Here is a 14,018-nt window from a genome sequence, read left to right on the forward strand (position 1 = left end):
TTTAGTTAGGTGCAGAGATACGCAAGAAAACACAGGAGGGCTTGGGACAGGTCAAACCATACTACAAAGGAGGAGATGTAATTGAAGAAGATTTTACATATTGTTATCGCACTTAGTGTAATTTGTTCGATAATTTTAGTGCCAGTAGATTGGTCCGCAAAAGCAGGCGGTAATAATAAGCGAGATGATCTTATTAAATCTGTCAGTTTTTATAATTCAAATGGACAAAATGTAACGGCGAAGGAAAACTATAATGAAAAACTAAATTATTTTTTAGAAGTAGCTTTTGGAGGGAATTCTTTCCAAAAAGGGGACTATTTTAATATTACTTTATCATCTGATGCCTTACTCTATACAGAGAAAGCCTATGATTTGAAAGTGGATATTGACCCAACAGCGGTAACTAATGAACAAGTAGTTGGTAAAGTTACTGTAGAAAAAATTAATGGATCACCAACATTGCACTTTGTTTTTACAGAAGATTCAGAGTCTTTTTTTATAAACAGCTTTGATGCGAGTTTTAAAATACAGGTGATGCCAGCGCATGGCGATAAAAACGTTATTAATCTTTCCTATAGTGGCGCTGCAAAAAACTTTAAAAACATTGGGACGAGCAGTGTGGAATGGAACGTAAATATGGCAGATGACTGGCCGCCAGTTGGAATTAGCGATTTTTCTAAAATAAGTGGCGATTTATACCATGCGATTTTAGTGTATGAAAAGCCGAGTAGTAAAGTGAATTACGAAACAGAAATTTTGGTATCGTATCCGCTTTTTGAAAAACGAATTCCACTTGGAAATGTGCAAAATATTAAAATTGAAGTTTGGGATGAAGCGAAGGAGATTTATAGAGTTGGTGTAGCCGGGGTGGATTACGGAACGATTACATACGATGTTGGAACTCCATTTGTAGGCGGTCCTATTTTCCAAATGAATTGTACTATTCCGTTCAAAGGGATTTCTACTAAAACTCGTGTTAGTTTTGATATTGATACGAATGTGGACGGGAAACCTGGAACAACAGATCCGTACTTAGTTAGTCTTTCTTCCGTATCATCAGCTACAAAGTCGCTGGAATTCTATCCAGTGAATAACGCTGATACGAAAATGACAGCTGCTTTTTTTGGGAAAGTAACGACGCGCTTTGAGGATGAGTTAGGCAATCCAGTTACTTTTGATAATTATAGTACTGTAACAACACCAGGGAAAGTCAATCAAGATGGTAAATTTGAAATAGCGGAACCTTTTTTACACAATTCCGTCCAAAACGTGGATAAACACGCCTATGATACCCTTTTGGATACTAATAAATATAAATTATTAGAGGTAACTTCTCCTAATAAACTATCTGAAACAGCGGATAATTTAAGTATTCAAATAAAGCGTGGTTATCAGAATGATGTTTTATACAAAATAAAAGCTCTCCAAAAACCTGTCATTAGCGCGCTTCCTGAAATCGAATATAGTAAAACAGTGAATAGGACCATGGAAGAGTTTTTGGAAGATGTGGAAGCAAAAACAGATATTCCAGCTGATATAGACTGTGATTTAACGAATGTGAAATGGGGTGTTCCGGGGGATTACCTAGTTCTTATAACCGCGGTGAATGAGGATAATCAAGCAGCGGATCCTGTTCCTGTAACGATTAAAATTTCCAAAAATCCCGCACCAGTCATAACGGTAGACCCGGAAATAATCTACGATAAAACAGTGACGAAAGAGGAGAGCACATTACTAAATGAAGTAAATGCGCGAACAAATGACGGTTCGACGATAACTTCTAACATTAACGACAAAGTAAAATGGGGCGTGCCAGGCGATTACGAGGTTACTTTGAACGCGGTAAATGAAGACGGCGTGGCAGCGGAATCGAAAACATTTATCGTCCGCATTTTAAAAAGCCCAGCACCAATAATCACGGTAGATCCTGAAATAACCTATCCGAAAACAATAACTAAAACGGAAGCTGAACTCCTTCAAGAAGTAAATGCGCAAACAAATGATGGTTCACCGCTTGTTTCTGATATGAATGACAAAGTAAAATGGGGCGTGCCAGGCGATTATGAAGTTACGTTAAACGCGATAAATGAAGACGGCGTAGCAGCGGAATCGAAAACATTTGTCGTCCGCATTTTAAAAAGTCCAGCACCAATAATCACGGTAGATCCTGAAATAACCTATGATTCTTCTGTAATTAAAGACGAAAGAGAGCTATTAAAAGATGTCCATGCTCGTTCAAGTGACGGTTCGGTATTAACTTCTGATAGTCAGGTAAAAGTAAAATGGAAAAAAACAGGAAGCTATACCGTTACTTTAAATGCAGTAAATGAAGATGGCATTTCTGCTAATTCTGTGCAATTCACTGTGCATATAGTAGACGCTAAAGCAATACCAGTAGTAATTGAAGAAAAGCCTGAATCCACTCCAAAACCAGATACTAAAGAAAAAGTAGTTATTAAGAAAGAAAAACTACCAAAAACAGGAGATACGAATACAAAAACTATATTGAGTGGGATTTTTTGTTTAGGCGCTTGGTATTTGCTTAGAAGAAAATAGACAAAAACCGCAAGTGAAGTCACTTGCGGTTTTTTTGCCGATTGTAGCTTAAAACCGCTAGAGTAGATATAAATTGCCAATTTGAATCATTCGCATTCTAGGGCTTATTTTTAGAAACGATTTTTTCATGGATAAAAGGGTATAGTAACAAAATAGGAACGCGGTTAGGAAAACATAAACTTGATGGTGGTGAAACAAATGGACGACTGGTCAACTTTGATAGGCGAGCTAGAACATAATACCCCAGAAAAAGTTTGGATTGTTAGAGAAGAACTAAACATATCGGAAGTATTTGAAATACAAAAATTAGAGGCGCATTTTATTTTAGTTTTAGAAGGTGTCTTGCGTATGGAAAATGAACATCAACAAATTCTGCATTATTTTAGGGAGAATAACGTCATATATCAATCTCCATATGAATTAAGAGTACAAAATAAACTAAGACTAGTTGCTGAAACACCTGCTCACATTGTTTTACTGCACCGTGAGTTTTTCCTTAATTATGCAACAAACCAACCTGCTTATTCTGAAAAATTAGTGCGAGCAATTATGGATAATGCCGCGAGTTTTATGTTTGAGTTAATGAAGAATGACCTTAAATCAGAGGACCGATTGGCTTATTCATTACAGCAGCTATGCCAAAGTTTAGAATTAGAAGTAAAAAATGAGTTTTATCTACTGCCTCATTATATTAATAAGAATAAATTGGCGCTTTATAGTGATATTTCGAGGAAAAGTTTATACAAATACCTTCAAAATTTAGAAAGAAAAGGACAAATCAAAATGAATGGTAATCAAATACTTGTCCGCATTTCGCGATTCACAAATAGCGAGAATGTAGATTGGTTGTAGAACAAAAAAGCCGCAATTACTGGCAAAATTAATAATTCGAAAAAACGACACATGATTGATAGTATGGAGTGGATTTTACACATATTTGTCCTCTTCGCCTTTGATATACTTTACAAATCAAGTGAGACCTATACGATAATTACATCATTTAGATAACTTGAAATTGTAAAGTTGAAGGGGCAAAAAAAATGAAATTAGGTAAAGTAGGAGCCTTACTTCTCGGTACGGCTTTAGTTTTCCAGGCACCATTCCAAGTTTTCGCAACGAGTGTAAATGGAGAAGAACAGGTGAAAAAAGAAGCTGCTGCGCCAAAAATATCCGTTAACAAGCAAACCTTAGCTGCTACCAGTGATTTAGAACAAACGGTAGGGGAAGCAATTACCAAAACGATACATCTTCAAGATCAAGCATTACCAAACAATGAATGGGGTAGCTATATTTCTGACGTGAAAGTAACATTATCCAATATGGACGGAATTAGTTATGACGTGAAATACGGACCGCTAAGTGAAGACGGTACGCACTATCAATATGCAGACATAACACTTTCAGGAGCACCGACAAAAGCTGGAACAGGAAGCATTAGCCTTGAATATTACGACGGGGCAGGTAACGGTGGAGTTTACAGTTATTCTGTAAACACAAAATCTAAAACAACTATCCAATATGTAGATGGTGATGGAAATAAATTAGCAGAGGATACAGTGAAAACGGGTGATTTAAATACAGCCTATACCTCTGAACCAAAAACGATTGATGGATATGAAGTAGACGAAACAAAACTTCCTAGCAATCAAAATGGTCAGTTTGCTGAAACAAATCAGACAGTTACGTACATCTACTCAAAAACGAAAAGTGAAGTAAATAAAGGAACGGTCGGTATTTCATTCTATACTCCTGATGGTAGCCGCCGGGAACTTAAGTCCTCATTAGACTTAAGTTATGCCTACCCAGATGGTGTCCCAACAGACACAGTAACATTCGGCGATTTAGCAAAAAATACGACTTACAAAGATTTAAGAAATACGCCTGATGCGCCTACTCTTTTATGGAATGATTTGTTACATTACATGGTAGACTACATGAACGGCGATATAGATGCCGCTCAATTTGAAGAGGCAGTTGGGCTAACACCAGCGAATTTTGATTTAGATTTTATTTCACGAAATTTCGAAGGATATAAATTTGATGAAGCAATGTATCAAGAAAATCTAAGTAAATTAGTCACTTTTGAGCAAGATGGCGATCAAGTTGATTTGCAAGTACCATTTAAGAAAGTAGAAGTTGGAGCGGATATCACTGTAAAATACATTGACACAGAAGGAAACGAATTAGCATCTGTAGAAACATTGAGTGGTGATGTGGATGATAACTATACTTCAGAAGCAAAAACAATTGATGGTTGGACTTTAAAGGAAACACCTAATAATGCAACAGGTGTGTTTAGTAAAGAGGCACAAACGGTTACGTATGTTTATGAAAAAAATGAGGATACAGATGTCACACCGGCTCCTGACAATTCAGCAGATACAAATGATGACAGTAACTCATCAGATAATACTGCGACAACAGATGATAATAGCAGCAGTACGGTGAAAGAAAAGGCGCAAACACAAGCAAGTAGTCCAAAGGAAGAAAAAGTAACCACACAAGAAAGTACTTCTAACAAAGTAACAACACAACCAAAAGAATCTCTTCCTAAAACGGGAGATAACGTGTTGGAAAGTAGCTTGTTAGTGGGCTTGGGTATGCTTTTGTTAGGGGGATTATTTGTATTCCTTCGTAAAACTAGAAAAGTAAAATAAAAAAACGCCCAGTATTTGAGCGATTTCAGACTGTAGACAAAGTGAGAAATCATTTTATCTACAGTCTGTTTTTTGAAGTTATTTATTAAACTTCATCATATGCTTCTAAGGCAACAGGTAGGGCGCTTATAACAGTATTTCCTACAGCCGGTAGACCAACGAGAACGGCGCTAATAATCTCATCACGCGTCGCACCGTTTGTCTTTGCCATTTTCACATGGAAAGGGAGCCCGCTTTCTAAGCGAGTGGCAGCCATAACAGCAATGTATGCTAGTTCTTCTGTTTTTTTATCGAGTTTACTTGCGGCATCTAGTTTATGTACGGTTTCCATCCAGGCAGAGTGTACTTCGGGAGCTTCTTTCGCGAACGCTTCAAATGATTTACTTACTTTCATTGAACTCATCTCCTAACTTTTATTATAATAAAAAACCGCCCAAACAGTGGACGGTTTTCGTATTATCTATTTTCTGCTTTATTATAAGCGCCATGCCAAACAGGACCGATGAATTCGTTTAGTGCAAATCCACCTTTGATAGCTGCAGTGACAAAGTCTTTTGCTTTTGCGACTGCTTCTTCAACCGTTAAACCTTTTGCAAGTCCAGCTGTGATTGCTGCTGCGAAAGTACAGCCAGCGCCGTGATTGTGGCTTGGAGAGATTTTTTCTACTTCATAGATAGTAAATTCTTTGCCATCATATAGTAGGTCAATTGCTTTGTCGCTTTCTAGGGCTTTTCCGCCTTTGATAACTACGTATTTAGCACCTAATTCGATGATTTTTTTCGCTGCTTTTTTCATATCATCTAATGTAGTTAATTTGCCAAGACCGGATAATTGACCTGCTTCGAATAGGTTTGGTGTTGTGATTGTTGCTTTTGGAAGCAGTAGGTCGCGGATAGCTTCCGCGTTTTCTGGTTGGATTAATTCGTCTTCGCCTTTACAAACCATAACGGGATCGATTACGACATTTTTTAAATCATATTTGTCGATGGCTTCGCGTGTTGCTTTAATGATGTCAATCGAACCTAGCATTCCAGTTTTCATTGCGTCAACAGGGCCGCCAGAAAGGATTGTTTTAAGTTGTTCGCGAACAAGTTGCGCATCAATTGGAGTAACGCCGTGCGCCCAGTTGTTGTCTGGATCCATTGTTACAATAGTTGTGATTGCGCTAAAACCATAAGTGCCGTATTCTTCAAACGTTTTTAAGTCTGCTTGTAAACCAGCACCACCACTTGAATCAGAACCTGCAATAGTTAATGTTTTTTTGATTGTCATTCGTGTTTCCTCCTATAAATAAACTTTAGTCATTTGTTTCTAACATTTTATAGATGGCTGCTGCAACGCCGTGCTCATCATTCGAAAGGGTTACGTGTTCTGCAAGATCTTTGACTTCTTCTTCGCCGTTACCCATAGCTACACTATAACCAGCCATTTTTAACATCGAAATATCATTCATATTATCTCCAATTGCAAAAGTTTCATCAAGTGTAACGCCTAATTTTTCTACGTAATATTGTAAAGAAATACCTTTTTGTGCTTCGCGGTGAGTGATTTCAATATTATCAGAGAAAGAAGATGTAACGGATAGTTCGGAATCTTTTTCTAGTTTTTGTTTGGCTTTTGCAAGAATGTCTTTATCAGAAGAGAAGGAAATGAATTTTAGAATGGTTAAATCTTTATTGCCTAAAATACGCTCTACATCTGGAATTTCGTGAACGTCCTTGGATTCAAAACGTTCTTCTACTTTGTCCATAATGGTTTCTGCGGGAACGTCTGGGTGGATGCGTTTGTGCATTTCAATCATAAATTCTTTGCCACGAGCTTTGTCTGTTGTGATTGGGCCCATGTCAGTGAAAAATTCGGTATACATACCTAATTCAGTCAGCGTGTTGTAAGTGTTTCTTGCTAGGTTTCTATCAATCGGATGTTGCAAAATTATTTTGCCGTGTTCATCGCGGATTTCCGCACCATTCATACAAATTGCTGGTGCATATAAATTAGCTTTATTAATTAACCCCATTGCATCGTCATACATACGTCCGGTGCAAAGAACGAAATGAATTCCTTTGGCGCGGGCTTTTTCGATTGCCTCGACGTTTTCTTGTGCAATCTCGATATCAGAGTTAAGTAGTGTGCCATCCATGTCTGAAGCAATAACTTTAATCATAATATTAAATTCCTCCCCAATTTTACCTACTCCACTAGAATATCATTTTTTTAAGAAAAATGCACAAAAGGTAGCTGCGCGTAGTTTTTTAGGTGGAGCGATTACTTTACTATATTTCTGTGATTCATTTGGTTATAATGAATAAGAATAAAACGTGGATAGGATGTGTCAGGATGAAAACAGAACTAGAAAAGATGATTGCAGGAGAAATGTATGATCCTAGCGACAGAGAGCTCGCACACGGAAGAAATCGTGCACGTAAGTTCTGCAGAGAGATTAACGATGCGATGGATTCAGAGTCCCGTGCAAGCGTGCTGAAGCGCCTATTCGGCGGAACAAAAGAGAATGTATATGTGGAACCTGATTTTCGTGTTGATTACGGTTCTAATATATATGTAGGCGAAAATTTTTATGCTAATTTTGATTGTGTTATTTTAGATGTTTGCGAAGTACATATTGGTGATAATTGTATGATGGCGCCTGGAGTTCATATTTATACGGCAACGCATCCGCTTGATCCAGTAGAACGTAATAGTGGGCTAGAGCTTGGTAAACCAGTTGAAATTGGCGATAATGTTTGGATTGGTGGTCGGGCAATTATTAATCCAGGGGTTAAGCTTGGAAATAATGTCGTGGTTGCTTCAGGCGCAGTTGTAACGAAAAGCTTCCCCGATAATGTCGTTCTTGCCGGCAACCCAGCACGCGTTATTAAAACAATTGAGGTTGAGGAAAAATGATTATTGCAGATTCAAAGATTTTTGAACAAATGGAAAACGAATTAGCGAAAGCAAAAGCAGCAACCACAAAAGCGAGTCAAGATAAGCATTTGCATGGTTTGATGCTGCTTGTTCAGCTTGCAAAAACAGGCGATGAGACAACTGCGGCTGTAGAACCGATTGCTATTCAGTCAGCAGAACCGGCGCAAATTGCAAGTATGGACGGGAAGAAAATAGAGTTAGAAGACGGCGCGAACGGAGACTCGTTGCTTGATTTTTAGGGGGTAACTATGAAAAAAACAATTATTACGGGAGCCACTTTTGCAGGGCTGGCAGTTTTACTAGGGGCTTTTGGGGCACATGCTTTAAAAGACGTACTTGGAAGTTATGCGAGTACTTGGGAAACCGGCGTTCAGTACCAAATGTTTCACGCAGGAGGCATTTTAGTTGTAGGGCTATTGATGGAAAAACAAGCTAGTCGGCTTTACACATGGGCAGCGATTTTATTTTCGGTCGGAATTGTCTTTTTCTCGGGTAGTTTGTATGTGTTAAGTATTTCTAAAGTATCCATTTTAGGTGCGATTACGCCTATCGGTGGTGTTTGCTTTGTCGTTGGTTGGTTCTTGCTAATTTTAGGAGTATCAAGAAGAACGATGAGTAGATATTAAATCAAAATAATCGTCTTTTCGCGTTCATTTCAGTGAAAAGACGATTGTTTTTTCTTATTGGCAAATAAGTGCTAAAATAAAGGAATCATAATTTATAAGGAGACAGCAATTACATGACTTATGCACTTGAAATAAAAGGGTTAAGAAAAATTTATTCCACTGGGGTCGAAGCGTTACGCGGTGTGGATTTAACGGTAGAAGAAGGAGATTTTTATGCACTGCTTGGTCCTAATGGTGCCGGGAAATCAACGACGATTGGTATTATTACTTCACTAGTCAATAAAACATCTGGTCAAGTAAGCGTATTTGGCTATGATCTCGATACAGATATTGTCCGGGCAAAACAGCAAATCGGACTAGTTCCGCAAGAGTTTAACTTTAATCCGTTCGAAACGGTTCAGCAAATCGTTGTTAACCAAGCTGGCTATTACGGTGTTTCTCGTAAGGAAGCTATCAAACGTAGCGAAAAATATTTAAAACAATCGAATTTGTGGGAGAAGCGGAATGAACGTGCGCGGATGCTCTCGGGCGGGATGAAACGCCGCTTGATGATTGCGCGTGCTCTCATGCATGAACCGAAGCTGCTTATTTTAGATGAACCGACTGCTGGGGTCGACATTGAACTTAGACGTGAGATGTGGACGTTTTTAAGAGAGTTAAACGAAAGTGGTACGACGATTATTTTGACGACGCATTATTTAGAAGAAGCAGAGATGCTTTGTCGTAATATCGGTATTATTCAATCTGGGGAGTTAATTGAGAATACCAGCATGAAATCACTACTTTCTAAATTGCAATTTGAAACGTTTATTTTTGATTTAGAACCGTATGAAGAAGCTTTCGAAATTACGGGTTATAATCATGTGTTTGAAGATAAGCAAACTTTGTCTGTGGAAGTGGAACGTAATCAGGGAGTTAACCATATCTTTGAGCAATTAAGCGAACACGGTATTAAAGTGCTTTCGATGCGTAATAAATCGAATCGCCTGGAAGAACTATTCTTGAAAATTACAGAAGAAAAACATCAAGTGGGGGAGAAACATGTTTAATCTATATTATACAGCTTTAAAAAGTCTAGCTGCGAAAGAAACGAATCGCTATATGCGAATTTGGGTACAAACACTCGTGCCGCCAGTTATCACGACTTCGCTTTACTTTATTATTTTCGGGAAAATGATTGGTAGCCGCATTGGGGAAATGAATGGCTTTTCTTATATGGAGTACATTGTGCCGGGGCTGATTATGATGTCCGTCATTACTAGTTCTTACGCCAATGTATCGTCTTCCTTTTTCTCGCAAAAGTTTCAGAAAAACATTGAAGAAATTCTTGTTGCGCCGGTGCCAACGCATATTATTATTTGGGGCTTTTTGATTGGTGGGATTGGTAGAAGTGTTTTAGTTGGAGCACTTGTCACGCTTATTTCGATGGTGTTTGTGCCGATTCACATTCATTCGTGGACGATTGGTATTATTACCTTCTTAATGACGGCGATTTTATTTTCACTCGCGGGACTTATTAACGGGATTTTCGCTAGATCATTTGACGATGTATCCATTGTCCCAACTTTTGTCTTACAACCGTTAACGTATCTAGGCGGCGTATTCTACGCGATTTCGATGTTACCGCCAATCTGGCAAGCGATTTCTAAAGTGAACCCGATTGTCTATATGATTTCCGGATTCCGCTACGGTTTCCTAGGTGTTACAGATGTACCAGTAGCAATTTCTCTATCCATTCTTGTTGTATTTAGTGCCGTTCTTTACTCGATTTGTTGGTATTTAATTAGTAAAGGGCGAGGACTTCGAAGTTAATAGCGATTTTTTCAAAAAGAGAGCGGATTTCCGTTCTCTTTTTTTCATGTTTACTACAATTCTTTTTCAATTTGATGTTAAACGTTTTAGCGTAAAACTGGAGGGAAGACATTAAGTAATGGGGGTAGTGAAAATGGGAAATAAAAAAGTGAAGCGAAAACTTGGCGCTAATATTTGGTGGATACTTATATTGGCCATTTTAATAATTTTCGTAGCCTACTTAGTCATGGGTTACGTTGCAAAAATATAGGAGGTTTTTATGATGAATAAAGAAAATCCATTAAACAAATACCATACAGGAAAATTTGAAAAGCAACGCCAGGATTATCCTGGTTTGCAAAGTAAAATGACGCCTGTTCCAGATACGGGCGAATCAAGTTATCAAGGCGCGAATAAATTAACCGGGAAAAAAGCCTTTGTAACAGGAGGCGACTCGGGAATAGGTCGAGCTGCGGTAATTGCCTATGCTAGAGAAGGTGCTGATGTCGCGATAAATTATCATCCGGATGAAGAAGTAGATGCACAGGAAGTTAAAGCGATTGTTGAGGAAGCTGGACAGAAATGTGTCTTATTACCGGGTGATTTAAGAAAAGAAGGTTTAGCGAAAGATTTAGTAAAAAAAGCATATAACGAGTTAGGTGGACTAGATATTCTAGTGCTAAACGCTGGACTACAGCAATATCAATTAGATATTCAAAAACTTCCAGCTGAACAATTACGTGACACATTTGAAGTGAACGTCTTCTCCGTTGTGTTCGCAATTCAAGAAGCACTTAATTACTTAAAAGCAGGGGCAAGTATCATTTTAACGTCCTCCATTCAAGGCGTTAAACCAAGCGCTCACCTTGTTGACTATGCAATGACAAAAAGTAGTTTAATTTCGCTTACTAAAAGTTTAGCGGCACAACTAGGGGGAAAAGGTATTCGAATTAATGCGGTTGCACCAGGACCAATTTGGACGGCGCTGCAAATTTCTGGGGGACAACCACAAGATAGTATTCCTGCATTTGGTCAAGATCAGCCACTTGGACGAGCAGGGCAACCCGCAGAACTTGCGAGCGCTTATGTGCTACTAGCATCAGATGAAGCAAGTTATACAACGGGCCAAGTATACGGAATTACCGGCGGAGCTCCTATTAATTAAAAGCGAGGTGAAAGTTCGTGCCGTGGACAAAAAATGATTATCCGGATTCGTGGAAAAATCTAAGAAAGACCGAACGCGAAAAAGCTATTGAAATCGGCAATGCCCTATTAAAAGATGGCTACTCAGAAAGCCGCGCTATCCCAATTGCCACTTCGAAAGCAGAAGAATGGTATAAAAATCATAAGGAATCGTAATGTTTAGATGAAAAAATACTTGGAACGCTAGGCTTTAAGTCTATTGTTTCAAGTGTTTTAATTTTGATAAAAAAAGTGTACTATTTAAATTAAGAGAGATGATGACAACTAGGAGGAACTTTTTATGAATAAAAGAAGATGGATTTTCAGCACTGTGGTTGCAGCTTTCCTATTGATTATTGGAGGATTTTTAGTTTATCAACAGATGACACCAAAACCATTCACCGAAGTAGTGGCAGAAGCTAAAATCGACGGTTATGAGAGTGGGGATGAATTAGAAAACGCTAGTACTGTCATCGTAACAGGTCAACTAGAAAAACGCGGAGATTCAATAATAGAGCGAGCTTCAGATGATGCTGTGATAGGTGTATATAGAATGTCTACTTTTAAAATAGCCCAAGTTTTAAAAAACGAAACGGATGACAACTTAGCAAAAGAAATGACAATATCTGTTTATGAAAATGAAGGTTACGATGCCAAAGCGAATACGACATACCATATCGCTGGCTATACAAAAATGGAAAAAGAAGAAAAATATCTGTTGTTGTTGCAAAAAGATTCAGAAGATGACTATTATGTCCCGACAGCGGTTATTTTCGGAAAAATAAACCTCAATCCGAATAAACGAAATGAATTATTTCCTAAAAATAGCGACACAGAATCAGCAATCAATAAAGTACAAGCCGAAGTTTTAAAAAATCTTGAAAATGAAATTGAGCGAGAGAATAAATAATTGTACTCTGTTGCATTTTAGTTAAATTCGTCATCTAATTTTAATACAAAAAAAGGGTTTGGATTGGGGGAGACGGGTATTATATAACCATAAGCAATGACAATGCCATTACTTTTTCTCCCTTTTTTGTAGTGGGTTGTCTTTACTTACCTTAAACTCCCTTTTATACTTTTAGCGGTTGTTAGCAGCCACTAAGAGTATTTTTTTGTAAAAAACACTAAATAAATGAAAACTCCTCGAACAAGGGAAAGTTCGAGGAGTTCGGCATTTACCAATATTTATAAATGCCACTGGGGATTTTCTAAGTGAACAAAGATATGGATGTTTGGGAGAGCATCCACTTGGAGAATTTACCATAGATAGATAGCGACAAGTTGTAATGTAGTATAAATCATACAATTCTTGTAGTGCATCATATATAGCACTGAATTATTAAATTCCTGATAAACTAAGAAAAGACTGGAATAAAAGTACCTCATCAAGTATATTTAATTTACGCGGGATTTAAAGAGGTGATAGAAGGTTGAGCAATTTTAACATCATGGGATCTTTAATGCTTATAGCTGTTTTAGTTTTAGCAGTGTATGTTATTACCAAAGTGATTACCAAATTAAAAAATAAGTAGAGTTTAACTAAAATACCTCAATAACATTTTGGGGTATTTTATATTTTAGTGATTATTTCTCGCAATCATCAATGGGTGGATTTTGTGTAAAGTTTTATTGCTGATATGTATTAAAAATCTATAGTTTGGAGGTCTAATAGGTTTAAAGGCCTGTGAAAATAGACACATTTTCAATTAAAAATAGAAATGTGTCTATTTTATGAATCTTTATTGTAAGAGCTTGTGTAATGGGATGGCTACATATATCCTTATAGATACGGTGAAATTTATTTACATAGGAGGAAATATGGGATTTTTAGAAGCTTACAAATCATTTTGGAGAAATTACGTTAACTTTAGTGGCAGAGCCCCGAGATCGGCGTATTGGTATGTAGTACTTTGGAATGTTATTATTTTTGTAATACTTTATGCTTTAGCTTTTATTTTTGGTATTTCAGCTATTATGGAAGCAGCTATGGGTGGTACGGGAATGGCTGGCGGTGGCGGTGCAATCGTTCTGGTAATCATTTTATGGCTATACTTGCTAGCGGCTTTACTTCCAACAATCAGCTTAATGGTTCGACGCTTACATGATTCTGGCAAAAGTGGATTTTTCGTCCTTTTAAGCCTTATTCCATTTGCTGGCGGAATTATTATGTTAATTTTTATGTGTCTTGAAAGTGATGGACCAAACCAATATGGTGATGGGGATATAGATAGTAAATTTGATTTTTAAATAGAAAACGAGCTAGGAGATAATCCTAGCTCGT

The 14,018-nt window shown here is 37.7% G+C and carries 15 protein-coding genes; 12 read left to right on the forward strand and 3 right to left on the reverse strand.

All coding sequences use genetic code 11. The features are described from left to right. Positions 1–81: 81 nt before the first annotated feature. From LMOATCC19117_RS03530 to LMOATCC19117_RS03540, 3 genes are all read left to right on the forward strand, one after another. Entirely contained in the window at positions 82–2,556 is a 2,475-nt protein-coding gene (locus tag LMOATCC19117_RS03530; RefSeq protein ID WP_003734444.1) for a LapB repeat-containing protein, read from the forward strand. 198 nt (positions 2,557–2,754) lie between these two features. Then, positions 2,755–3,408 carry a Crp/Fnr family transcriptional regulator gene (locus LMOATCC19117_RS03535; RefSeq protein WP_003724402.1) on the forward strand — a complete coding sequence of 218 codons (654 nt, stop codon included), beginning with the start codon at positions 2,755–2,757 and terminating at the stop codon, positions 3,406–3,408. A 188-nt stretch (positions 3,409–3,596) separates the two neighbouring features. Next, positions 3,597–5,213 (forward strand): MucBP domain-containing protein, encoded by a 1,617-nt coding sequence (locus tag LMOATCC19117_RS03540; RefSeq protein ID WP_003734443.1) that lies wholly within the window; start codon positions 3,597–3,599, stop codon positions 5,211–5,213. Positions 5,214–5,298: 85 nt separating this feature from the next. Here the strand turns inward: LMOATCC19117_RS03540 and LMOATCC19117_RS03545 are convergent, their stop codons facing one another. The 3 genes from LMOATCC19117_RS03545 to LMOATCC19117_RS03555 form a co-directional block, all read right to left on the reverse strand. After that, complete coding sequence (locus tag LMOATCC19117_RS03545; RefSeq protein ID WP_003724404.1) at positions 5,299–5,607, reverse strand: carboxymuconolactone decarboxylase family protein; 309 nt, start codon at positions 5,605–5,607, stop codon at positions 5,299–5,301. A gap of 62 nt (positions 5,608–5,669) precedes the next feature. Further along, positions 5,670–6,485 carry a pyridoxine/pyridoxal/pyridoxamine kinase gene (pdxK, locus tag LMOATCC19117_RS03550; protein WP_003724405.1) on the reverse strand — a complete coding sequence of 272 codons (816 nt, stop codon included), beginning with the start codon at positions 6,483–6,485 and terminating at the stop codon, positions 5,670–5,672. 25 nt (positions 6,486–6,510) lie between these two features. Beyond that, on the reverse strand, positions 6,511–7,377 hold the full coding sequence (locus LMOATCC19117_RS03555; protein ID WP_003721781.1) for a Cof-type HAD-IIB family hydrolase: 867 nt from the start codon (positions 7,375–7,377) through the stop codon (positions 6,511–6,513). 173 nt (positions 7,378–7,550) lie between these two features. Here LMOATCC19117_RS03555 and LMOATCC19117_RS03560 point away from each other — a divergent pair, with 173 nt between their 5' ends. From LMOATCC19117_RS03560 to LMOATCC19117_RS03595, 9 genes are all read left to right on the forward strand, one after another. Beyond that, the gene (locus tag LMOATCC19117_RS03560) at positions 7,551–8,114 is read left to right on the forward strand and encodes a maltose acetyltransferase domain-containing protein (RefSeq protein ID WP_003727215.1); all 564 of its coding nucleotides are present in this window, start codon (positions 7,551–7,553) and stop codon (positions 8,112–8,114) included. Beyond that, positions 8,111–8,374 carry a DUF5327 family protein gene (locus tag LMOATCC19117_RS03565; protein ID WP_003724407.1) on the forward strand — a complete coding sequence of 88 codons (264 nt, stop codon included), beginning with the start codon at positions 8,111–8,113 and terminating at the stop codon, positions 8,372–8,374. The genes LMOATCC19117_RS03560 and LMOATCC19117_RS03565 overlap by 4 nt, the downstream gene beginning before the upstream one ends. 9 nt (positions 8,375–8,383) lie before the next feature. After that, positions 8,384–8,761, forward strand: a complete 378-nt coding sequence (locus tag LMOATCC19117_RS03570) for a DUF423 domain-containing protein (protein ID WP_003734442.1) — start codon at positions 8,384–8,386, stop codon at positions 8,759–8,761. Between the two features lie 113 nt (positions 8,762–8,874). Then, positions 8,875–9,810, forward strand: coding sequence for an ABC transporter ATP-binding protein (locus tag LMOATCC19117_RS03575; RefSeq protein WP_003724409.1), 936 nt, complete (start codon positions 8,875–8,877; stop codon positions 9,808–9,810). Next, positions 9,803–10,573 carry an ABC transporter permease gene (locus LMOATCC19117_RS03580; protein WP_003727213.1) on the forward strand — a complete coding sequence of 257 codons (771 nt, stop codon included), beginning with the start codon at positions 9,803–9,805 and terminating at the stop codon, positions 10,571–10,573. The genes LMOATCC19117_RS03575 and LMOATCC19117_RS03580 overlap by 8 nt, the downstream gene beginning before the upstream one ends. Positions 10,574–10,832: 259 nt before the next feature. Then, complete coding sequence (locus LMOATCC19117_RS03585; protein WP_003743711.1) at positions 10,833–11,717, forward strand: SDR family oxidoreductase; 885 nt, start codon at positions 10,833–10,835, stop codon at positions 11,715–11,717. Between the two features lie 17 nt (positions 11,718–11,734). After that, positions 11,735–11,911 carry a DUF2188 domain-containing protein gene (locus LMOATCC19117_RS14715; protein ID WP_003724412.1) on the forward strand — a complete coding sequence of 59 codons (177 nt, stop codon included), beginning with the start codon at positions 11,735–11,737 and terminating at the stop codon, positions 11,909–11,911. 124 nt (positions 11,912–12,035) lie between these two features. After that, the gene (locus LMOATCC19117_RS03590; RefSeq protein ID WP_003724413.1) at positions 12,036–12,644 is read left to right on the forward strand and encodes a hypothetical protein; all 609 of its coding nucleotides are present in this window, start codon (positions 12,036–12,038) and stop codon (positions 12,642–12,644) included. A gap of 911 nt (positions 12,645–13,555) precedes the next feature. Then, complete coding sequence (locus tag LMOATCC19117_RS03595) at positions 13,556–13,984, forward strand: DUF805 domain-containing protein (protein WP_003721792.1); 429 nt, start codon at positions 13,556–13,558, stop codon at positions 13,982–13,984. The last annotated feature ends 34 nt before the right edge of the window (positions 13,985–14,018 follow it).

The sequence above is a fragment of the Listeria monocytogenes ATCC 19117 genome (assembly GCF_000307025.1).
GTDB lineage: Bacteria > Bacillota > Bacilli > Lactobacillales > Listeriaceae > Listeria > Listeria monocytogenes_B.

Excerpts from the sequence above, each read along its gene's own strand:
- LMOATCC19117_RS03595 (WP_003721792.1), top strand. The coding sequence starts at position 13,556 with ATGGGATTTTTAGAAGCTTACAAATCATTTTGGAGAAATTACGTTAAC.
- LMOATCC19117_RS03575 (WP_003724409.1), top strand. The coding sequence starts at position 8,875 with ATGACTTATGCACTTGAAATAAAAGGGTTAAGAAAAATTTATTCCACT.
- LMOATCC19117_RS03585 (WP_003743711.1), top strand. The coding sequence starts at position 10,833 with ATGATGAATAAAGAAAATCCATTAAACAAATACCATACAGGAAAATTT.
- LMOATCC19117_RS03545 (WP_003724404.1), bottom strand. The coding sequence starts at position 5,607 with ATGAAAGTAAGTAAATCATTTGAAGCGTTCGCGAAAGAAGCTCCCGAA.
- LMOATCC19117_RS03535 (WP_003724402.1), top strand. The coding sequence starts at position 2,755 with ATGGACGACTGGTCAACTTTGATAGGCGAGCTAGAACATAATACCCCA.
- LMOATCC19117_RS03565 (WP_003724407.1), top strand. The coding sequence starts at position 8,111 with ATGATTATTGCAGATTCAAAGATTTTTGAACAAATGGAAAACGAATTA.
- LMOATCC19117_RS03560 (WP_003727215.1), top strand. The coding sequence starts at position 7,551 with ATGAAAACAGAACTAGAAAAGATGATTGCAGGAGAAATGTATGATCCT.
- LMOATCC19117_RS03590 (WP_003724413.1), top strand. The coding sequence starts at position 12,036 with ATGAATAAAAGAAGATGGATTTTCAGCACTGTGGTTGCAGCTTTCCTA.
- LMOATCC19117_RS03555 (WP_003721781.1), bottom strand. The coding sequence starts at position 7,377 with ATGATTAAAGTTATTGCTTCAGACATGGATGGCACACTACTTAACTCT.
- LMOATCC19117_RS03540 (WP_003734443.1), top strand. The coding sequence starts at position 3,597 with ATGAAATTAGGTAAAGTAGGAGCCTTACTTCTCGGTACGGCTTTAGTT.
- pdxK (WP_003724405.1), bottom strand. The coding sequence starts at position 6,485 with ATGACAATCAAAAAAACATTAACTATTGCAGGTTCTGATTCAAGTGGT.
- LMOATCC19117_RS03580 (WP_003727213.1), top strand. The coding sequence starts at position 9,803 with ATGTTTAATCTATATTATACAGCTTTAAAAAGTCTAGCTGCGAAAGAA.
- LMOATCC19117_RS03570 (WP_003734442.1), top strand. The coding sequence starts at position 8,384 with ATGAAAAAAACAATTATTACGGGAGCCACTTTTGCAGGGCTGGCAGTT.